This window comes from Pseudomonas sp. HS6 (assembly GCF_023375815.1).
GTDB lineage: Bacteria > Pseudomonadota > Gammaproteobacteria > Pseudomonadales > Pseudomonadaceae > Aquipseudomonas.
In genome coordinates this window covers 2,871,036-2,889,814 of the sequence record NZ_CP067412.1, presented here as the reverse complement: position 1 = coordinate 2,889,814, position 18,779 = coordinate 2,871,036, and the positions used below count along the sequence as shown (strand labels likewise).

The window sequence follows — 18,779 nt, the reverse complement described above, 5'->3', positions numbered from 1 at the left end:
AGTCTTACCAGTCAGTGCGGCGCTTCGGCCGCATGGTTAAGCGAATATTTCGGAATTTCGACGGTGATGTCTTCGTCACCCACGATCGCCTGACAGGCCAGGCGCGACTGCGCCTCCAGACCCCAGGCACGATCAAGGAAATCCTCCTCCAACTCGTCAGCTTCTTCCAGCGAGTCAAAACCCTCGCGAATGATGCAGTGACAAGTGGTGCAAGCGCAGACACCGCCGCACGCGCTTTCCATCTCGATATGGTGTTCGTGAGCCAGTTCGAGGATCGACGTGCCAGGTGCAGCGTCAACAACCATGCCTTCAGGGCAGAACTTCTCGTGTGGCAGAAAAATGACCTGCGGCATCAGATATCCTCGATTTCATTCAGGTTGCGCCCGGACAGAGCGGCTTTCACCGTCTGATCCATACGACGGGCAGCAAAAGCATCGGTCACTTGCGACAGACGCTTGGTCTGCTGCTCGATGGCGTAACCATCGGTGCCTTTCATCAGTTCGGTCAGTTCCTGTACCTGCAGATCGATGACCATGCGCTCTTCGGCGTCGAGCAAACGCTCGCCATCCGCCTCCAGAGCGCCCTGCACCGCTTCGATCAGACGCTGGGCATCGACTTGCTGCTCGCGAAGTACGCGGGCGACCTTGTCGTCATTGGCGTGCTGGAACGAATCTTTCAGCATCTTGGCGATTTCGCCGTCGGTCAAACCATAGGACGGCTTGACCTGGATGCTGGCTTCAACGCCCGAACCCAATTCACGGGCGGAAACGCTGAGCAGGCCGTCGGCGTCGACCTGGAAGGTCACGCGAATTTTCGCCGCGCCCGCCACCATCGCCGGAATGCCGCGTAATTCAAAGCGCGCCAGTGAGCGGCAATCGCTGATCAATTCGCGCTCGCCCTGCAACACGTGGATCGCCATGGCCGACTGGCCGTCTTTATAAGTCGTGAAGTCCTGGGCGCGAGCAACGGGAATGGTGGTATTGCGCGGAATCACCTTCTCCATCAGTCCGCCCATGGTTTCCAGCCCCAGGGACAATGGAATCACGTCGAGCAGCAGCAGTTCGCCGCCATCACGCTTGTTGCCAGCCAGTGTATCTGCCTGGATCGCGGCCCCGATGGCCACCACTTGATCCGGGTCGATTTCAGTCAGCGGCTGACGACCGAAGGCTTCGGCGACAGCTTCGCGAACGCGTGGAACGCGAGTCGAACCACCCACCATGACCACCGCGTGCACGTCTTCCAGCTCGACGCCGGAATCGCGGACGGCGCGGCGGCAGGCTTTCAGGCTGCGGGCGACCATTGGTTCGATCAGTGCATCGAAAGCTTCGCGGGTCAGTTGTGCTTTCCAGTCGCCGTAGGCCACTTCAACACTGTCGGCATCCGTCAGGGCTTCTTTGGCTGCGCAAGCGGCTTGTAGCAAGCTTCGTTGCGCGCCCGGATCGAGGTCGGCAGACAAACCGGCGCTCTCGATAATCCAGCCAGCAATCGCGTGATCGAAGTCATCGCCACCCAGCGCGCTGTCGCCGCCGGTTGCCAAGACTTCGAAGACACCGCCGGTCAGGCGCAGAATCGAAATATCGAATGTGCCGCCACCCAGGTCGTAAATGGCGACCAGGCCTTCGGCATGCTGATCCAGACCGTACGCCACCGCCGCCGCAGTCGGCTCGTTAAGTAGACGCAGCACGTTCAGACCGGCGAGTTTCGCCGCATCTTTAGTGGCCTGGCGCTGAGCGTCGTCGAAATATGCTGGAACGGTGATCACCGCGCCCACCAGCTCACCGCCAAGGGTCGCTTCAGCACGCTGACGCAACACCTTGAGGATATCGGCAGACACTTCGACCGGGCTTTTCGGCCCCTGCACGGTGTCGATGAACGGCATGTGCGATTCACCGCCGACAAAGCGGTACGGCAGTTGATCGCCCAATTGCTTGACGTCGGACAGACCACGACCCATCAGGCGTTTGACCGACAGCACGGTATTCAGGGGATCTGAGGACGCAGCCAGCTTGGCCGACTCGCCAACTTCGACGCGATCGGCGTGATAACGCACGGCGGAAGGCAGGATGACCCGCCCTTCGGCGTCGGCCAGCGGCTCGGAAAGACCACTGCGCAACGCAGCGACCAGCGAATTGGTAGTACCCAAGTCGATCCCCACAGCCAGACGACGCTGGTGCGGTTGAGGACTTTGGCCGGGTTCGGCGATCTGCAGTAGGGCCATCGTGATCAGGACTTATCTGTATATCAGGCGTGCGACCGGAGCGGCACTGGGTTAATCGTCGAGGCGCTCTTCTAACTGGCGCACTTCGTAGGTGAGCTTGTCGAGGAACTGCATGCGCCGCATCAGGCGTTCGGCCTGCTCGCGTTGCGCTGCATCATCCCAACAGGCTGCGAAGCTTTCGTTGAGCTCTTCCTGGGCGGTTTTCAGGCGACGCTTGAAGGCCGCGACACCGTCCAGGTCGGCACTGTCCTGCAGATCTTCGAGCTCTTCGCGCCATTGCATCTGCTGCAGAAGAAACTCGGGATCGTGGACGGTGACTTCCATCGGCACTTCATGCCCGCTGATGGTCAGCAGGTAGCGCGCACGCTGGGCTGGACTCTTGAGCGTCTGATAGGCGTCGTTGAGCCGTGCAGACTGCTCAAGCGCCGAACGCTGCTCGCGCTCGGAGGCGTCGGCGAAGCGATCAGGATGAACGCCGCGCGCCAGCTCGCGATAGCGCGTGGCCAACTGTTCAAGATCCAGACGAAAGCCTGGTTGCAGCTCGAATAAAGCGAAATGACAAGGAATACCCACGACAAGCCTCAGATGTTGAAGCTTTCGCCGCAGCCACATTCACCGCGCACGTTGGGGTTGTTGAACTTGAAGCCTTCGTTCAACCCTTCCTTGACGAAATCGAGCTCGGTGCCGTCGAGGTAGGCCAGGCTTTTCGGATCGATAATCACTTTTTCGCCGTGACTTTCGAACACCTGATCTTCTGCAACCACCTCGTCGACAAACTCCAGCACGTAGGCAAGGCCGGAACAGCCCGTGGTGCGAACACCCAGACGAATCCCTTCACCCTTGCCGCGCCCGTCGAGGGAGCGTCGCACGTGTCGAGCAGCCGCTTCTGTCATGCTGATAGCCATCGGTGACTCCTTACTCGTCGCCAAATCTTGAAAGTCAGATCAAGCCTTTCTTCTGCTTGTAATCGCGAACGGCCGCCTTGATGGCGTCTTCAGCGAGCACGGAGCAGTGAATTTTCACTGGCGGCAGGGCCAGTTCTTCGGCCAGCTGAGTGTTCTTGATGGTTTCCGCTTCATCCAGGGTCTTGCCCTTCATCCACTCGGTGGCGAGGGAGCTGGAGGCGATAGCCGAACCGCAGCCGTAGGTCTTGAACTTGGCGTCTTCGATAACGCCCTGATCGTTGACCTTGATCTGCAGACGCATCACGTCGCCGCATGCCGGGGCGCCGACCATGCCGGTGCCGACGTCCGGGTCTTCGGCATTCATCTTGCCGACGTTACGCGGGTTTTCGTAGTGGTCGATGACCTTTTCGCTATAAGCCATGATTCTCAATCCTCACTCATCAGGGCCGCTCTTGAGACCCTGCAACTGCGCTGCGTAAACCGCCGCGTCGCTACAGGATCTGTATCCGGCGGCTTCTATATTTAGTGTGCCGCCCACTCGATCTTCGAGATATCGACGCCGTCTTTGTACATGTCCCACAGCGGCGACAGAGCGCGCAGCTTGGTAACGGCCTCGCAGACTTTCTGCGCGGCGTAGTCGATTTCTTCTTCGGTGGTGAAACGGCCGAAGGTGAAACGGATCGAGCTGTGTGCCAGCTCGTCGTTGCGGCCCAGGGCGCGCAATACGTACGAAGGCTCAAGCGACGCCGAGGTGCACGCCGAACCGGACGAAACCGCCAGATCCTTGAGCGCCATGATCAGCGACTCGCCTTCAACGTAGTTGAAGCTCAGGTTCAGGTTATGCGGAACGCGGGCGGTCAGGCTGCCGTTGACGTACAGCTCTTCCAGATGCTCGACTTGCTTGTAGAAACGGTCGCTCAACGCTTTGATACGAACGTTTTCGGCAGCCATGTCTTCTTTGGCCACACGGAACGCTTCGCCCATGCCGACGATCTGGTGGGTCGCCAGGGTGCCGGAACGCATGCCACGCTCGTGACCGCCGCCGTGCATGGTCGCTTCGATGCGCACACGCGGCTTGCGGCTGACGTACAGCGCGCCGATGCCTTTAGGGCCGTAGGTCTTGTGAGCAGAGAACGACATCATGTCGACTTTCAGCTTCTGCAGGTCGATCTCGACCTTGCCGGTGGACTGAGCGGCGTCGACGTGGAACAGGATGCCTTTCGAACGAAGCATCTCGCCGATGGCGGCGATGTCGTTGACGGTGCCGATTTCGTTGTTCACATGCATCACCGACACCAGGATGGTGTCTTCGCGCAGCGCGGCTTCGATCATGGCCGGCGTGATCAGACCGTCTTCGGTCGGCTCAAGGTAGGTCACTTCGAAACCTTCGCGCTCCAGTTGGCGCATGGTGTCGAGGACAGCCTTGTGCTCAATCTTGGAGGTGATCAGGTGCTTGCCCTTGGAGGCGTAGAAATGTGCCGCACCCTTGATTGCCAGGTTGTCGGACTCGGTGGCACCGGAGGTCCAGACGATTTCGCGCGGGTCGGCGTTGACCAGATCGGCCACCTGACGACGGGCGTTTTCGACGGACTCTTCGGCCTTCCAGCCGAACACGTGGGAACGGGACGCCGGGTTACCGAAGTTTCCGTCGACCAGCAGGCATTCACTCATTTTTTGCGCAACGCGCGGATCGACCGGGGTGGTCGCAGAGTAATCAAGGTAAATCGGCAATTTCATGGACTATCTCCTAAATCAGGCTGGCTGGCGTGCCGCTAGCTCTCTGGCTGTCATTCGACGGCGGACGCTTCAATCTTGTCCAGGCGCGGCGCCTTGCCATTGCAACGACGCTGATCCTGACGCTGGGCCACTTCCTGCACCTCACGGCGAGTTACAAGGTCGGCCAAGCTGATACCGCTGAGAAATTCGTGAATCTGCAGGCTCAGGTCGCACCACAGGTGATGGGTCAGGCAGGTGTCGCCGGAATGGCAGTCGCCCTGGCCCTGGCATTTTGTTGCATCGACCGATTCGTTCACCGCATCGATCACCTGAGCGACCTGGATGCCCTGCATGTCGCGGGACAACTGGTAGCCACCGCCCGGACCGCGAACACTGGAAACCAGGTTACTACGGCGCAGCTTGGCGAAAAGCTGTTCGAGATAGGACAGGGAGATGCCTTGGCGCTCGGAGATATCGGCCAGGGACACCGGCCCGTGCTGCGCGTGCAACGCCAGGTCAAGCATGGCGGTCACGGCGTATCGGCCTTTTGTAGTCAGTCGCATGGACAATTACCACGGAGTTCGGAATGGGCGGGAGTATGCAATTCCCGAGCATTTAAGTCAACTATAAGACCTAGTGCTTTAGTCGGGTTTACCCGCAAAAGAGCGCGCGAATGATAGCAGGGTCTGCGGCTTAATGGCACACCGGTCGGCAGCAGCCCTGCAAGGGCGTCAGTGAAGCTTGGATTCGTCTTTGCCTTTGACACAGGCGAAGTCTTCTTCACGCAGCTCGGGCAGATCTTTCGCACAATAATTGCTGCCCAGATCCTTCAATGCACCGCACATGCCTTCCAGTCGACCATCGACCGCCTGCAGGTGATCGAGCAGTTGACCAATGGCACGCGCAACAGGGTCCGGCATATCTTCGCTCACACCGTAGGCATCGAAACCGATCTTCTCGGCCATCGCCTTGCGCTTGGCGTCGGCCTCATCATCGGACTTGACGATTATCCGGCCCGGAATCCCCACTACGGTGGCGCCCGGAGGCACTTCCTTGGTGACCACGGCATTGGAACCGACCTTGGCGCCGGCACCAACAGTGAACGGACCTAGCACCTTCGCACCCGCCCCCACTACTACGCCATCACCCAGCGTCGGGTGGCGCTTGCCTTTGTTCCAGCTGGTGCCGCCGAGGGTCACCCCTTGATAGATCGTGACGTCATCACCAATTTCAGCGGTTTCGCCAATCACGATGCCCATGCCATGGTCGATGAAGAAGCGTCGACCGACCTTGGCGCCCGGATGAATTTCGATACCGGTCAACCAGCGACCGAAGTTCGACACCAGTCGCGCCAGCCATTTCAGATCGTTGCGCCAGAGCATGCCGGCCAGTCGATGAATCCAGATTGCATGCATGCCGGGGTAGCAAGTCAGGACTTCAAAAGCGTTACGCGCCGCCGGGTCTCGGTGGAATACGCTCTGGATATCTTCACGCAAACGCTCGAACATCATTAATCCTTCCGCTTAAGGAGCTCGCCACGGGCCGCTTTCTGGGTTTCCGTGAGGATGCCACGCAAAATATTCATTTCCGCCCGGCTGACCGAGCTGCGTCCGTACAACCGGCGCAGGCGCGCCATCAAGTGCCGCGGCTTTTCCGGATCGAGGAATTCGATGGCCACCAGGGTTTGCTCCAGGTGCTCATAGAACCGCTCCAGCTCATCCATGGTCGCCAGCTCTGCGCTTTTCACGGAGGCCACTTCTTCTTTCTCGATCTTGGTCGGCTGCCCTTGGGCGGCCAGCCAGGCCATGCGCACTTCATAACTCAACACCTGCACCGCCGCCCCGAGATTCAGCGAACTGAATTCAGGATCGGAGGGGATGTGCACGTGATAGTGACATCGCTGCAGCTCGTCATTGGTCAGGCCGGAGTCTTCACGACCGAACACCAGCGCGATTTCCGCGCCCTGCCCGGCCTCCTCGACCACTTTGGTTCCGCAATCGCGCGGATCCAGCAGCGGCCAGGGGATGCGTCGGTCACGGGCACTGGTGCCGAGCACCAGATTGCAGCCGACCAGGGCGTCTTCCAAGGTGGCGACGACTTGTGCGTTTTCAAGGATGTCACCGGCACCCGAAGCGCGGGCGTCGGCTTCGTGATGCGGGAAGACTCGCGGATCAACCAGCACCAGACGCGACAGGCCCATGTTTTTCATGGCGCGCGCGGTCCCGCCGATGTTTCCCGGATGGCTGGTATTGACCAGGACGACACGAATATTTTGCAGCACGGCGGGCGCTCTCGGACTCGGCAAAGGGGTGCAAATCTTACAGAACAGCCTACCGTTAAGCTATGAAAGCGAACAGCGACCTTCACCTGAAGAAAAGTTCTGATAGAATGCGCGGCTTTCTTTAACAACCTTAGGTGACACATCCATGCAGCCCATGCTGAATATCGCGCTGCGCGCCGCCCGCAGCGCCAGTGAACTGATCTTCCGCTCCATCGAGCGCCTGGATACCATCAAGGTCGACGAAAAAGACGCCAAGGATTATGTATCCGAGGTCGATCGCGCCGCCGAACAGAAAATCATCGATGCTCTGCGCAAGGCTTACCCGAATCACTCGATCATGGGTGAAGAGACCGGCATGCACGCCGGTAGCGGTATCGAAGGCGAAGAATACCTGTGGATCATCGACCCACTGGATGGCACCACCAACTTCCTGCGCGGCATTCCTCACTTCGCTGTCAGCATTGCCTGCAAATACCGTGGTCGTCTGGAACACGCCGTTGTTCTGGATCCGGTTCGCCAGGAAGAATTCACCGCCAGCCGTGGTCGCGGCGCTCAACTGAACGGTCGTCGCCTGCGTGTCAGCGGTCGCACCAGCCTGGACGGCGCTCTGCTCGGCACCGGTTTCCCGTTCCGCGACGACCAGATGGACAACCTCGACAACTACCTGGGCATGTTCCGCGCCCTGGTTGGCCAGACTGCCGGCATCCGCCGCGCCGGTTCGGCGAGCCTGGACCTGGCCTACGTTGCTGCCGGTCGTTTCGATGCATTCTGGGAATCGGGCCTGTCCGAGTGGGATATGGCTGCCGGCGCCCTGCTGATTCAGGAAGCAGGCGGCCTGGTGAGCGACTTCACCGGCGGTCACGACTTCCTTGAGAAAGGCCACGTAGTTGCCGGCAACACCAAATGCTTCAAGGCAGTTCTGACGGCGATCCAGCCGCACCTGCCGGCTTCGCTGAAGCGCTAAGCGTTTCGCGAAACCCAAAAAAGCACCCTTCAGGGTGCTTTTTTTATGCCTGCAATCTGATCATAGGCACCCGCCACCTGAATCGCGCGCATTAAAAAGCACCCCTAAGGGTGCTCCTTTTCAGCATTCAACAGGTCACTGCCCCGGCTGGGCCTGAGACAGGATGAGCTTGCCTTCCTTGTCGACCGGAATCTGGTTGCCCGGATCACGATCCATCCGCACTTTGCCTTCCTTGCCGTCCAGCGAGTAGCGGACGTCATAGCCTACGACCTTGTCGCTGATGTCATTCACTGTATTACAGCGAGTCTGGGTGGTGGTGTAGGTATCGCGATTCTGCATGCCTTCCTGCACCTTGTTACCGGCATAACCGCCACCGACCGCACCGGCCACCGTGGCAATCTTCTTGCCGGTGCCGCCGCCGATCTGATTACCCAGCAAACCACCTGCCACGGCACCAATGGCGGTACCGAGAATCTGGTGTTGATCCTTGACCGGCGCCTGCCGGGTCACAGCGACGTCCTTGCACACTTCACGTGGAGTCTTGATCTGTGTCTTGACCGGTTCGACGGCCAACACTTGCGCATACTCAGGGCCGCTTTTAACCAGGCTGTAGGTGGCAACAGCACCCCCGGCAGTCACACCGACAGCACCCAATACCGCACCAACCAGCAACGACTTGTTCACATGAACCTCCTGACCATCACATGCGGGACGCGCCCGCGCTTCTCCCAGCCTTGGAGCAAAAAAAAAGACGCGAGTTCAACTCGCGTCTTTTTTGTCTTGTACCGCCGGGAGAATGCTCTGGAAGCAGAGCCTCAAGGACGGTCGTCGACTTCCTTCTCGGTGTTGGCCGGAGGAATCAGGTCTTCCGTGGACAGGTTCAGCCAGATCAGTACCACGTTGGCGATGTAGATCGACGAGTAGGTACCCGCCAGAACACCCACCAGCAGCGCCAGGGAGAAGCCGTACAGGTTGTCACCGCCGAAGAACAGCAGCGCCGCGATGGCCAGCAAGGTCGAAACCGAAGTCGCAATGGTCCGCAGCAGGGTCTGAGTGGTCGAGATGTTGATGTTCTCGATCAGCGAAGCCTTGCGCAGTACGCGGAAGTTCTCACGCACCCGGTCGAATACGACGATGGTGTCGTTCAGCGAGTAACCGATGATCGCCAGTACCGCCGCCAGCACCGTCAAGTCGAAGGTGATCTGAAAGAACGACAGGATACCGACAGTCACGATCACGTCGTGAATCAGCGAAACGATGGCGCCGACCGCGAATTTCCACTGAAAGCGGAAAGCCAGGTAGATCAGGATGCCGCCGAGTGCCAGCAGCATGCCGAGGCCGCCCTGGTCACGCAGCTCTTCACCGACCTGCGGCCCGACGAACTCGACGCGCTTGACCGTCGCCGGGTTGTCGCCACCGACCTTCTGCAGCGCTTGCGCTACCTGATGGCCCAACTGTGGATCTTCACCCGGCATGCGCACCAGAAGATCGGTGGTCGCACCGAAGTTCTGCACGATGGCTTCGTGATAGCCGGCGGTAGTCAGCTGATCACGCACCTTGGTGACATCGGCCGGACGCTCGTAGGTCAGCTCGATGAGCGTACCGCCGGTGAAGTCCAGACCCCAGTTCATGCCCTTGTGGAATACGCTGAAAACAGCCAGCAAGGTCAGGAACACTGTGACGCCGAACGCGAAGTTGCGGACGCCCATGAAGTTGATTGTACGTAACATGGCAGCCCCTTAAATCCACAACTTCTTGAAGTCACGACCGCCGAAGATCAGGTTGACCATCGCGCGGGTGACCATGATGGCCGTGAACATCGAAGTCAGAACCCCGAGGGACATGGTTACTGCGAAGCCCTTCACCGGGCCGGTGCCCATGGCGAAGAGAATGCCGCCGACCAGCAATGTGGTCAGGTTGGCGTCGAGAATCGCAGTGAATGCCCGACCAAAGCCTTCGTTGATTGCACGCTGCACGGTCATGCCGGCGGCGATCTCTTCACGGATCCGCGAGAAGATCAGCACGTTAGCGTCGACCGCCATACCCATGGTCAACACGATACCGGCGATACCCGGCAGGGTCAGCGTTGCACCCAGCAGCGACATCAGTGCCAGCAGCAGCACCATGTTCACCGACAGCGCGACGGTCGCGATCAGGCCGAAGAAACGGTAGATGGCGATGATGAACAGCGAGACGAACAGCATGCCCCACAGCGATGCATCGATACCCTTGGTGATGTTGTCCGCACCCAGGCTCGGGCCGATGGTACGTTCTTCAGCGAAGTACATCGGAGCGGCCAGGCCACCGGCACGTAGCAGCAGCGCCAGTTCGGACGACTCACCCTGGCCGTTCAGGCCGGTGATACGGAATTGCGCACCCAGCGGCGACTGAATGGTCGCCAGGCTGATGATCTTCTTCTCTTCCTTGAACGACTGTACGGCAACGTCTTTCTCGACGCCGTCGACCATCTGCTTGACGTAGGTGGTCACCGGACGCTGTTCGATGAAGATCACCGCCATGCTGCGACCGACGTTGCTGCGGGTTGCGCGGCTCATCAGTTCGCCACCGTGGCCATCCAGACGGATGTTCACTTCAGGGGTGCCGTGCTCGCCGAAACCGGCCTTGGCGTCAGTCACCTGGTCACCGGTGATGATCAGGCCACGCTCGATCTGTGCTGGAGGACGCTTGCCTTCGCGGAACTCGAACGTCTCGGAAGTGGCTTTCGAAGCACCCGGCTCTGCAGCCAGACGGAACTCGAGGTTGGCTGTCTTGCCGAGGATACGCTTGGCTTCGGCAGTGTCCTGCACGCCCGGCAGCTCAACCACGATACGGTTGGCGCCCTGACGCTGAACGATCGGCTCGGCAACACCCAGCTCGTTGACGCGGTTACGTACCGTGGTCAAGTTCTGCTTGATGGAGTATTCACGGATTTCCGCCAGCTTGGCCGGGGTCATCGCCAGACGCAGCACCGGTTGGCCATTGAGGTCGGCCGGAACAATGTCGAAATCGTTGAAATTCTTGCGGATCAGCACACGGGCCTGTTCGCGGGAATCTTCATCGCTGAAGCCCAACTGAATGGCACCGCCCAGTTGCGGCAGGCTGCGATAGCGCAGTTTTTCTTTGCGCAGCAGGCTCTTGACGTCGCCTTCATAGACTTTCAGGCGTGCATCGAGGGCTTTTTCCATGTCCACTTCCAGAAGGAAGTGCACACCACCGGACAAGTCCAGACCCAGCTTCATCGGATGCGCGGCCACGCTGCGCAGCCATTGCGGGGTGGTCTGTGCCAGGTTCAGTGCGACGACGTAGTCATCACCCAATGCCTTGCGTACAACGTCCTTGGCCGGCAGCTGGTCTTCAGCCTTGGTCAGACGGATCAGACCGCCCTTGCCGTTTGCAGCCAGACTCGACGCCTTGACGTTGATCCCGGATTCCTTGAGCGCGGTGCTCACGCGATCCAGATCGGCCTGATTGACCTGCAGGGCCGTGCTGGCGCCGCTGATCTGAATGGCCGGGTCATCGGGGTATAGATTCGGAGCGGAATAAATCAGACCGATCGCCAGCACCGCCAGGATCAGAATGTATTTCCACAGAGGATATTTGTTCAGCATCACGCCGCCCGTTATGAACGCGGGGCGCCTTGCGCGCCCCGTCGATTGAGTAGAAGTTGGAACCTTAGATCGCTTTCAGCGTGCCTTTTGGCAGCGTGGCGGCGATGGCGCCCTTCTGGAACTTCATTTCCACGGTGTCGGAAACTTCCAGAACCACGAAGTCGTCGGCCACTTTGGTGATCTTGCCGGCGATGCCGCCGGTGGTAACCACTTCGTCACCCTTCGCCAGGCTGCTCAGCAGGTTCTTCTGCTCTTTGGCGCGCTTGGCCTGTGGACGCCAGATCATCAGGTAGAAGATGACCAGGAAGCCGACCAGGAAAATCCACTCGAAGCCGCCGCCCATTGGGCCGGCTGCTGCCGGTGCAGCCGCGTCAGCCATGGCATTAGAGATAAAAAAGCTCATTTAGCACTCCAGTTGCAAATGTTGAATCTTGGGGTCAGAAAACTCAGTCCAAAGGCGGAACGGGAAGCCCGCGTTTGGCGTAGAAGGCATCGACAAAGGCGGCCAATGTACCCTGTTGAATAGCCTCGCGCAAACCAGCCATCAGCACCTGATAATGGCGCAAATTGTGGATGGTATTGAGCATGCTGCCGAGCATTTCGCCGCACTTGTCCAGATGATGCAGATAAGCGCGCGAGAAGTTCTGGCAGGTATAGCAATCGCAGGTCGGATCCAGCGGCGAATCATCATGGCGATGGAACGCGTTACGGATCTTCAGCACGCCAGTATCAATGAACAGATGCCCATTGCGGGCATTACGGGTTGGCATCACGCAATCGAACATGTCCACACCGCGGCGCACACCCTCAACCAGATCTTCCGGTTTGCCAACGCCCATAAGGTAACGAGGTTTGTCAGCCGGCATCATGCCTGGCAGATAATCCAGCACCTTGATCATTTCATGTTTGGGCTCGCCCACCGACAGGCCGCCGATGGCCAGACCGTCGAAGCCGATCTTGTCCAGGCCTTCCAGCGAGCGCATACGCAGGTCCTGATGCATGCCACCCTGAACGATGCCGAACAACGCCGCCGTGTTGTCGCCATGGGCATTTTTCGAACGCTGAGCCCAGCGCAACGACAGCTCCATGGAAACACGGGCAACGTCTTCGTCGGCCGGGTACGGGGTGCATTCGTCGAAGATCATCACGATGTCCGAGCCCAGATCACGCTGGACCTGCATCGACTCTTCCGGGCCCATGAACACTTTCGAGCCGTCGACCGGGGAGGCGAAGGTCACGCCCTCCTCCTTGATCTTGCGCATGGCGCCGAGGCTGAACACCTGGAAGCCGCCGGAGTCGGTGAGGATCGGACCTTTCCACTGCATGAAATCGTGCAGGTCGCCGTGTTCCTTGATCACTTCGGTGCCAGGACGCAGCCACAGGTGAAAGGTGTTGCCCAGAATGATCTCAGCGCCCGTGGCGACGATGTCACGCGGCAACATGCCCTTGACCGTGCCGTAGGTGCCCACCGGCATGAAGGCCGGGGTCTCGACGGTGCCACGGGGGAAGGTCAGGCGACCACGACGAGCCTTGCCGTCGGTGGCCAGAAGCTCGAAGGACATGCGGCATTGGCGACTCATTCTGTTTCCTCGGGGCCTGTTTCTTTAGGGGCAGTAGGTGCGGGGTTACGGGTGATGAACATCGCATCACCGTAGCTGAAAAAGCGGTATCCGTTATCGACCGCGGCCTTGTAGGCAGCCATGGTCTCGGGATAACCGGCGAACGCCGAGACCAGCATCAACAACGTGGACTCAGGCAAATGGAAATTGGTGACCAGGGCGTCGACCACATGGAACGGCCGGCCCGGGAAGATAAAGATATCGGTGTCACCACTGAAGGGCTTGAGCACGCCATCGCGAGCGGCGCTCTCTAGCGAACGTACGCTGGTGGTGCCCACGGCAATCACCCGACCGCCACGCGCACGGCAGGCAGCGACTGCATCGACCACGTCCTGGCCGACTTCCAGCCATTCGCTGTGCATGTGGTGATCTTCAAGTTTTTCGACACGCACCGGCTGGAACGTCCCCGCACCGACGTGCAACGTAACGAACGCGGTCTCGACGCCCTTGGCGGCGATCGCTTCCATCAGCGTCTGGTCGAAGTGCAGCCCGGCGGTCGGCGCAGCGACAGCACCCAACTTCTCGGCATACACAGTCTGATAACGCTCGCGATCCGAACCTTCGTCCGGGCGGTCGATATAAGGAGGCAGCGGCATGTGCCCCACGCGGTCGAGGAGCGGCAGCACTTCTTCGGCGAAACCCAACTCGAACAGGGCATCGTGGCGCGCCAGCATCTCGGCTTCGCCTCCACCGTCGATGAGGATCTTCGAACCCGGTTTCGGCGACTTGCTTGAGCGCACATGGGCCAGCACGCGGTGCGTGTCAAGCACTCGCTCGATGAGGATTTCCAGCTTGCCGCCGGACGCCTTCTGACCGAACAGCCGTGCCGGAATCACCCGGGTATTGTTGAACACCATCAAATCGCCCGGGCGCAGGTGCTCGAGCAGATCAGTGAATTGACGGTGTGCCAAGGCGCCGCTGACCCCATCCAGGGTCAACAGGCGACTACCGCGACGCTCGGCCAAAGGGTGGCGGGCGATCAGCGAATCAGGAAGCTCGAAGGTAAAGTCAGCAACGCGCATGATGGAGTTCGTCTAGCAGGGCCGGAAAGTCTAGCGGAAATATCGAAAATTGACCATGAAACGTGATTGACCAACGGTAGGTACCTCTCTATACTTCGCCGCCATTGAGCCCTGATGGCGGAATTGGTAGACGCGGCGGATTCAAAATCCGTTTTCGAAAGGAGTGGGAGTTCGAGTCTCCCTCGGGGCACCAAAATTAAGAAAGGTCTTGCTTAGCAAGGCCTTTTTTTTCGCCTGCCGGAAAGCGGCTGCTGTTGTCGGAGCTGCCGAAGGCTGCGATCTTTTGATCTTCCCTGTCACAACAACAGGACACCTCAAAGGATTCACTGCATGGAAACGTCACTGGAAACCATCGCCCTGTTCTCCCTCAAACTCGCGTACGAGGAAGAAGGCCTGAGCCCGATTCTGCGGGATGACATGGTCATGGGCGACTATCAGAAAGACGTTTTCGAGTTGCTGGTGCGACGTGGGGATGTCGAAACCATCCAGCTCAAGATGAACGAGTGCCTGGCGCTGGCGATGGATGCGTTGGGGGGCGTCGAGAAACCGTTGGGGCGGGAACTGCACAAGTTGACGACCAACTTCAGTCAGGCTCAGTCGCTGGAGCAACTGGATCAGCCGCTCCTCGCCCTCAAGGGTTATTTAAAGGACGTTCTGTAATCAGACGCGGGATCTGAAGTAACACCCCTCGGATTACTTGCGAACTTTTACCACTTGAATGTCGATAGGGAACCCTCCTGCCCCTTCCAGCTTCTTCCATCCCACGTATTGAAAAATCGCGTCTCGATCGATGGCCTCGCCCCGCTCCACCATTTTTCCACCCAGCACCGCGACCTCTCTATAGATTGCGCAGCTGCCCTCATCGGGATGGGCGGTGTAGATCACATAGGGTTTGTCGTATCGGACGGCACGGAAATGTCGGCCGCAGCCCCAGTCGACCGTGATCATCAATGTCTTCAGTAACGCTTCGCCATCCGTTTCCGAATCCTCGGCGATCTCGTGGAGCTTGCCGAGTTTGCCGACGTCGCTAAAGCCCAGAGCCCGGGCGCGCTTGTATTCCGGAGACTCCAGATGCTCGGCCTCAGCCTTTAGGGCTTGCTGCAGAATCTCTTTGTCCTGGACGTTATGTTCGTTGTTCGAGATCTCGGTCGCTTGGGCAATGACGTTTTCGCAACGGGCATAATCGGGAGAGGCAAGGCTTGCTTGGGTGAGGTGCCGGCGATGGATGAAAACAGGTCGCATCAAGCTATCGACGCGGAACATCGCTTCCCTGGCGGTAATAGTCCCGCTTTGAACGTGGTTCACCACTTGCTGAAAACGCTCACAATCGGAGAGGTATCCCTTCCAGGCGACCTCCGGGGTTTGGGCGGCAAGTGCCGGGGTCATTCCGATGGCGAGGAGGAAAGCGCCGAGCAGGCGCGAGACAGAAGAAATGCCAGGCATGTGTAGTCCGTTACGCAGATGAAGAAAGTGGCGCGAAGCTACTATTTTGATATCTTGCCGTCCACTCTCGCTGGAGGCCTATCAACCGCCTCTGTTATCACGCACTCGGGAATAAACCAATGGATGCTTTGCTGTGCTTGATGGTGATGGCCGGAACCTGGTGGTGGGTGGTGAAGCAACGGGGTGAGTGGAACTTGTTACTTGGCAACCTTGCTGGCGCCGGAAGTAGCGTGATAACCGGCATTGTGTTCACGCTGATTTACGACAGTGTCATTGGCACGACGATGGCGACACCAAACCTGGATCGCAGTCTGGTGGTGTTCATCACAAGCGCGGGCGTTCTGGCGGGGGTATGGTTGTGGATTGCCAATCGCCGTCAACCGGAACATCCGCTTGCACGCCAGCTGCTGGGCGCGATGTGTGGGTTGGCCGCCGGCATGGCGACCCTGCTGTTTCTTGCTGTGAATTATTTCCCCAACATGTGATCGGACGGCGTGACTGTTTTGCTGTCTAGCCGCCCATCGTTAGCGTTCACTTCGCAGAAAATGAATCAGCCCCAGTTTTCCCTCAAACTCGCTTATGAGGAAGAAGGCCTGAGCCCGCCCCGGCGGGATGATCTGGTCATGGGTGATTACCAGCGGGCTTTTGCTGTTTGGGATAATGTCCCTATCTATTCAAGATAGCGCCACCCTCACCTGTCGAGACAGTCTCAACTGCAGCTTATCGATTTCTTGTTGCCACGCCACTAGCAGCTTGGCGGCATCATCGTTGAATGCAAACCATAGCGATACATCCGGCACCGACAAGGCGAGAGAGCGCTACAGCCAGCCTCCAATGCCACTCCATTCAAACAAGCCTCACAAGGTAGCCCCAGCTCCTCAAGGGCACCTGAAGGGCATCTCACGAGACGCTTACACTCCCCCGCCAATCGCACTGGTAGACAGCTCTTGCATTCGCAGACGCCTTAGCTCAGCAGATTGCCTGATATAAATGACAGTTTTTAATACTTGTTTAGAACAACAAAAATTCTAAATGACTATAAAAAATACAGAGGGGAAACTCATTTAACTCATCCCCTCCCCGAACCAACCAATCCATCTCCATTTCGCCCCACACCCACCACCCCCAACTGGATATCCCCCCAATCCCAATTATGCTCAAAGTACCCCCGCCCTCACGTGGGGCGGTGATTCTGTGCACGCTCCACGAACCACTTGCTCCAGCACCACCCAAAGGCCCCGAGTACGCGACGTTGATGAAGTGCTCCGGCCTACAACAACAAGCACGACGGAGAACACCCATGGCAGTACTCGACAGCATGTCCACCGGCAGTGCGCCGCACCCGCACCACAGTGTCAGCAAGGAGGAGCGCAAGGTCATCTTCGCGTCGTCCCTCGGCACGGTGTTCGAGTGGTATGACTTTTACCTTTACGGTTCGCTCGCCGCGATCATCGCCAAGCACTTCTTCGCCGGGGTCAATGAGACCACGTCGTTCATCTTCGCCCTGCTCGCCTTCGCTGCCGGTTTTGCGGTGCGGCCGTTCGGGGCGATTGTGTTTGGGCGGTTGGGGGACATGATCGGGCGCAAGCACACGTTTCTGATCACGATTGTGATCATGGGTGTGTCGACGGCGATTGTGGGATTCCTGCCGGGTTACGCGACCATCGGGGTCGCGGCGCCGATCATTCTGATTACCCTGCGGCTGCTGCAAGGTCTGGCGCTGGGTGGTGAATACGGTGGCGCGGCGACGTATGTGGCCGAGCATGCGCCGAAGGGTAAACGCGGGTATTTCACGTCGTGGATTCAGACCACCGCGACGCTGGGGCTGTTTCTGTCGCTGCTGGTGATTCTGGCCTGCCGCACGGCGCTGGGCACCGAGGCGTTCGAGGCCTGGGGCTGGCGGATTCCGTTTCTGCTGTCGATCCTGCTGCTGGCGGTGTCGGTGTACATCCGTCTGCAACTGAACGAGTCACCGGTGTTCATGAAGATGAAGGCCGAAGGCAAATCTTCTAAAGCGCCGCTGACCGAATCCTTCGCCCGTTGGGACAACTTGAAAATCGTCATCATGGCCCTGCTCGGCGGCACCGCCGGCCAAGCGGTGGTCTGGTACACCGGGCAGTTCTATGCGCTGTTTTTCCTGCTGCAAACACTGAAGATCGACCCGCAAACCGCCAACCTGCTGATTGCCGGTTCACTGCTGATCGGTACGCCGTTCTTCGTGATTTTCGGCAGCCTGTCCGACCGCATTGGGCGCAAGGGCATCATCATGGCCGGGTGCATTCTGGCAGCGGTGACCTACTTCCCGATCTTCCACGCGCTGACCCAGTACGGGAACCCCGACGTGTTCATCGCCCAAGAGAAGAACCCGGTCAAAGTGGTCGCCAACCCTGACCAGTGCTCGTTCCAGTTCGATCCGGTGGGCAAGGCCAAATTCACCAGTTCCTGCGATCTGGCGAAGACCATCCTGGCCAAACGGGCGATTCCGTACGAAAACGTGGTAGCGGAACCGGGCACCGTAGCCCAGGTGCGTATCGGCGACAAAGTCATCGAGAGTTTCGAAGGCACCGCCATGCCAGCCGCTGACTTCAAGACCCGCAACGACGCCTTCACCGCCGGGCTCACTACTGCGCTGAAAGAGGCCGGTTACCCGGAAAAAGCCGACCCGGCCAAGACCAATTACCCGATGGTGCTGCTGATGCTGACCATCCTGGTGATCTACGTGACCATGGTTTACGGCCCGATTGCGGCATGGCTGGTCGAGTTGTTCCCGGCGCGCATCCGCTACACCTCGATGTCGCTGCCGTATCACATCGGCAACGGCTGGTTCGGCGGGTTCCTGCCGACGGTGGCGTTCGCGATGGTCGCGGCCACCGGGGATATCTACTACGGCTTGTGGTACCCGATTGTCATCGCGGTGATGACGGCAATTCTCGGCATCTTCTTCATGCCGGAAACCAAGGATCGAGACATCAATCACACATAAGTCGGGTGCGCCGCCCGCAA

The 18,779-nt window shown here is 59.0% G+C and carries 20 protein-coding genes and 1 tRNA gene; 5 read left to right on the top strand and 16 right to left on the bottom strand.

The window, feature by feature from the left end:
- Nucleotides 1-11: 11 nt before the first annotated feature.
- The 9 genes from fdx to trmJ all read right to left on the bottom strand — a co-directional run bounded on the left by fdx (nt 12) and on the right by trmJ (nt 7,120).
- Nucleotides 12-353: an ISC system 2Fe-2S type ferredoxin gene (gene fdx / locus JJN09_RS13125; RefSeq protein ID WP_249490504.1), complete on the bottom strand. Its 342-nt coding sequence runs from the start codon at nt 351-353 to the stop codon at nt 12-14.
- Entirely contained in the window at nt 353-2,218 is a 1,866-nt protein-coding gene (hscA, locus tag JJN09_RS13120; protein ID WP_007956686.1) for a Fe-S protein assembly chaperone HscA, read from the bottom strand. Before hscA ends, fdx begins: the two co-directional genes overlap by 1 nt.
- Nucleotides 2,219-2,269: 51 nt before the next feature.
- The gene (hscB, locus tag JJN09_RS13115; RefSeq protein WP_007956687.1) at nt 2,270-2,791 is read right to left on the bottom strand and encodes a co-chaperone HscB; all 522 of its coding nucleotides are present in this window, start codon (nt 2,789-2,791) and stop codon (nt 2,270-2,272) included.
- An 8-nt stretch (nt 2,792-2,799) separates the two neighbouring features.
- The gene (gene iscA / locus JJN09_RS13110; RefSeq protein ID WP_003227904.1) at nt 2,800-3,123 is read right to left on the bottom strand and encodes an iron-sulfur cluster assembly protein IscA; all 324 of its coding nucleotides are present in this window, start codon (nt 3,121-3,123) and stop codon (nt 2,800-2,802) included.
- A 34-nt stretch (nt 3,124-3,157) separates the two neighbouring features.
- Nucleotides 3,158-3,544 carry a Fe-S cluster assembly scaffold IscU gene (gene iscU, locus JJN09_RS13105; RefSeq protein ID WP_003227907.1) on the bottom strand — a complete coding sequence of 129 codons (387 nt, stop codon included), beginning with the start codon at nt 3,542-3,544 and terminating at the stop codon, nt 3,158-3,160.
- A 101-nt stretch (nt 3,545-3,645) separates the two neighbouring features.
- Complete coding sequence (locus JJN09_RS13100) at nt 3,646-4,860, bottom strand: IscS subfamily cysteine desulfurase (protein ID WP_249490503.1); 1,215 nt, start codon at nt 4,858-4,860, stop codon at nt 3,646-3,648.
- Nucleotides 4,861-4,910: 50 nt separating this feature from the next.
- Nucleotides 4,911-5,402, bottom strand: a complete 492-nt coding sequence (iscR, locus tag JJN09_RS13095) for a Fe-S cluster assembly transcriptional regulator IscR (RefSeq protein ID WP_007956690.1) — start codon at nt 5,400-5,402, stop codon at nt 4,911-4,913.
- A 168-nt stretch (nt 5,403-5,570) separates the two neighbouring features.
- Nucleotides 5,571-6,347, bottom strand: a complete 777-nt coding sequence (gene cysE / locus JJN09_RS13090) for a serine O-acetyltransferase (protein ID WP_007956691.1) — start codon at nt 6,345-6,347, stop codon at nt 5,571-5,573.
- A 2-nt stretch (nt 6,348-6,349) separates the two neighbouring features.
- Nucleotides 6,350-7,120 carry a tRNA (cytosine(32)/uridine(32)-2'-O)-methyltransferase TrmJ gene (trmJ, locus tag JJN09_RS13085; protein ID WP_249490502.1) on the bottom strand — a complete coding sequence of 257 codons (771 nt, stop codon included), beginning with the start codon at nt 7,118-7,120 and terminating at the stop codon, nt 6,350-6,352.
- A 145-nt stretch (nt 7,121-7,265) separates the two neighbouring features.
- On the opposite strand from trmJ, the gene suhB reads away from it, so the two are divergent.
- Complete coding sequence (suhB, locus tag JJN09_RS13080; protein WP_085709393.1) at nt 7,266-8,084, top strand: inositol-phosphate phosphatase; 819 nt, start codon at nt 7,266-7,268, stop codon at nt 8,082-8,084.
- Nucleotides 8,085-8,219: 135 nt separating this feature from the next.
- Here the strand turns inward: suhB and JJN09_RS13075 are convergent, their stop codons facing one another.
- From JJN09_RS13075 to queA, 6 genes are all read right to left on the bottom strand, one after another.
- Complete coding sequence (locus JJN09_RS13075) at nt 8,220-8,768, bottom strand: glycine zipper 2TM domain-containing protein (RefSeq protein WP_085709392.1); 549 nt, start codon at nt 8,766-8,768, stop codon at nt 8,220-8,222.
- 131 nt (nt 8,769-8,899) lie between these two features.
- The gene (gene secF, locus JJN09_RS13070; protein WP_249490501.1) at nt 8,900-9,814 is read right to left on the bottom strand and encodes a protein translocase subunit SecF; all 915 of its coding nucleotides are present in this window, start codon (nt 9,812-9,814) and stop codon (nt 8,900-8,902) included.
- 9 nt (nt 9,815-9,823) lie between these two features.
- The gene (gene secD / locus JJN09_RS13065) at nt 9,824-11,692 is read right to left on the bottom strand and encodes a protein translocase subunit SecD (protein WP_249490500.1); all 1,869 of its coding nucleotides are present in this window, start codon (nt 11,690-11,692) and stop codon (nt 9,824-9,826) included.
- A gap of 64 nt (nt 11,693-11,756) precedes the next feature.
- Nucleotides 11,757-12,095: a preprotein translocase subunit YajC gene (yajC, locus tag JJN09_RS13060; RefSeq protein ID WP_003227923.1), complete on the bottom strand. Its 339-nt coding sequence runs from the start codon at nt 12,093-12,095 to the stop codon at nt 11,757-11,759.
- A gap of 43 nt (nt 12,096-12,138) precedes the next feature.
- Entirely contained in the window at nt 12,139-13,254 is a 1,116-nt protein-coding gene (gene tgt, locus JJN09_RS13055; protein ID WP_161794909.1) for a tRNA guanosine(34) transglycosylase Tgt, read from the bottom strand.
- Between the two features lie 14 nt (nt 13,255-13,268).
- A complete protein-coding gene (gene queA / locus JJN09_RS13050; protein ID WP_249490499.1) occupies nt 13,269-14,333 on the bottom strand; it encodes a tRNA preQ1(34) S-adenosylmethionine ribosyltransferase-isomerase QueA in 1,065 nt (354 codons plus the stop codon).
- Between the two features lie 108 nt (nt 14,334-14,441).
- On the opposite strand from queA, the gene JJN09_RS13045 reads away from it, so the two are divergent.
- Together JJN09_RS13045 and JJN09_RS13040 are read left to right on the top strand one after the other, a co-directional pair.
- Nucleotides 14,442-14,526, top strand: a tRNA-Leu gene (locus JJN09_RS13045).
- A 137-nt stretch (nt 14,527-14,663) separates the two neighbouring features.
- On the top strand, nt 14,664-14,993 hold the full coding sequence (locus JJN09_RS13040) for a hypothetical protein (protein ID WP_249490498.1): 330 nt from the start codon (nt 14,664-14,666) through the stop codon (nt 14,991-14,993).
- Nucleotides 14,994-15,026: 33 nt separating this feature from the next.
- Here JJN09_RS13040 and JJN09_RS13035 read toward each other — a convergent pair whose 3' ends face one another.
- Nucleotides 15,027-15,776: a hypothetical protein gene (locus JJN09_RS13035; protein ID WP_249490497.1), complete on the bottom strand. Its 750-nt coding sequence runs from the start codon at nt 15,774-15,776 to the stop codon at nt 15,027-15,029.
- 119 nt (nt 15,777-15,895) lie between these two features.
- Between JJN09_RS13035 and JJN09_RS13030 the strand changes: the two genes are divergently transcribed.
- Nucleotides 15,896-16,261: a hypothetical protein gene (locus tag JJN09_RS13030; RefSeq protein ID WP_249490496.1), complete on the top strand. Its 366-nt coding sequence runs from the start codon at nt 15,896-15,898 to the stop codon at nt 16,259-16,261.
- An 815-nt stretch (nt 16,262-17,076) separates the two neighbouring features.
- Nucleotides 17,077-18,759, top strand: coding sequence for an MFS transporter (locus JJN09_RS13025; protein WP_249490495.1), 1,683 nt, complete (start codon nt 17,077-17,079; stop codon nt 18,757-18,759).
- Nucleotides 18,760-18,779 lie beyond the last annotated feature (20 nt).

Excerpts from the sequence above, each read along its gene's own strand:
- suhB (WP_085709393.1), top strand. The coding sequence starts at position 7,266 with ATGCAGCCCATGCTGAATATCGCGCTGCGCGCCGCCCGCAGCGCCAGT.
- JJN09_RS13040 (WP_249490498.1), top strand. The coding sequence starts at position 14,664 with ATGGAAACGTCACTGGAAACCATCGCCCTGTTCTCCCTCAAACTCGCG.
- JJN09_RS13035 (WP_249490497.1), bottom strand. The coding sequence starts at position 15,776 with ATGCCTGGCATTTCTTCTGTCTCGCGCCTGCTCGGCGCTTTCCTCCTC.
- fdx (WP_249490504.1), bottom strand. The coding sequence starts at position 353 with ATGCCGCAGGTCATTTTTCTGCCACACGAGAAGTTCTGCCCTGAAGGC.
- JJN09_RS13030 (WP_249490496.1), top strand. The coding sequence starts at position 15,896 with ATGGATGCTTTGCTGTGCTTGATGGTGATGGCCGGAACCTGGTGGTGG.
- cysE (WP_007956691.1), bottom strand. The coding sequence starts at position 6,347 with ATGTTCGAGCGTTTGCGTGAAGATATCCAGAGCGTATTCCACCGAGAC.
- JJN09_RS13025 (WP_249490495.1), top strand. The coding sequence starts at position 17,077 with ATGGCAGTACTCGACAGCATGTCCACCGGCAGTGCGCCGCACCCGCAC.
- secF (WP_249490501.1), bottom strand. The coding sequence starts at position 9,814 with ATGTTACGTACAATCAACTTCATGGGCGTCCGCAACTTCGCGTTCGGC.
- yajC (WP_003227923.1), bottom strand. The coding sequence starts at position 12,095 with ATGAGCTTTTTTATCTCTAATGCCATGGCTGACGCGGCTGCACCGGCA.
- JJN09_RS13100 (WP_249490503.1), bottom strand. The coding sequence starts at position 4,860 with ATGAAATTGCCGATTTACCTTGATTACTCTGCGACCACCCCGGTCGAT.
- iscU (WP_003227907.1), bottom strand. The coding sequence starts at position 3,544 with ATGGCTTATAGCGAAAAGGTCATCGACCACTACGAAAACCCGCGTAAC.
- tgt (WP_161794909.1), bottom strand. The coding sequence starts at position 13,254 with ATGTCCTTCGAGCTTCTGGCCACCGACGGCAAGGCTCGTCGTGGTCGC.
- queA (WP_249490499.1), bottom strand. The coding sequence starts at position 14,333 with ATGCGCGTTGCTGACTTTACCTTCGAGCTTCCTGATTCGCTGATCGCC.
- secD (WP_249490500.1), bottom strand. The coding sequence starts at position 11,692 with ATGCTGAACAAATATCCTCTGTGGAAATACATTCTGATCCTGGCGGTG.
- iscR (WP_007956690.1), bottom strand. The coding sequence starts at position 5,402 with ATGCGACTGACTACAAAAGGCCGATACGCCGTGACCGCCATGCTTGAC.
- hscA (WP_007956686.1), bottom strand. The coding sequence starts at position 2,218 with ATGGCCCTACTGCAGATCGCCGAACCCGGCCAAAGTCCTCAACCGCAC.
- iscA (WP_003227904.1), bottom strand. The coding sequence starts at position 3,123 with ATGGCTATCAGCATGACAGAAGCGGCTGCTCGACACGTGCGACGCTCC.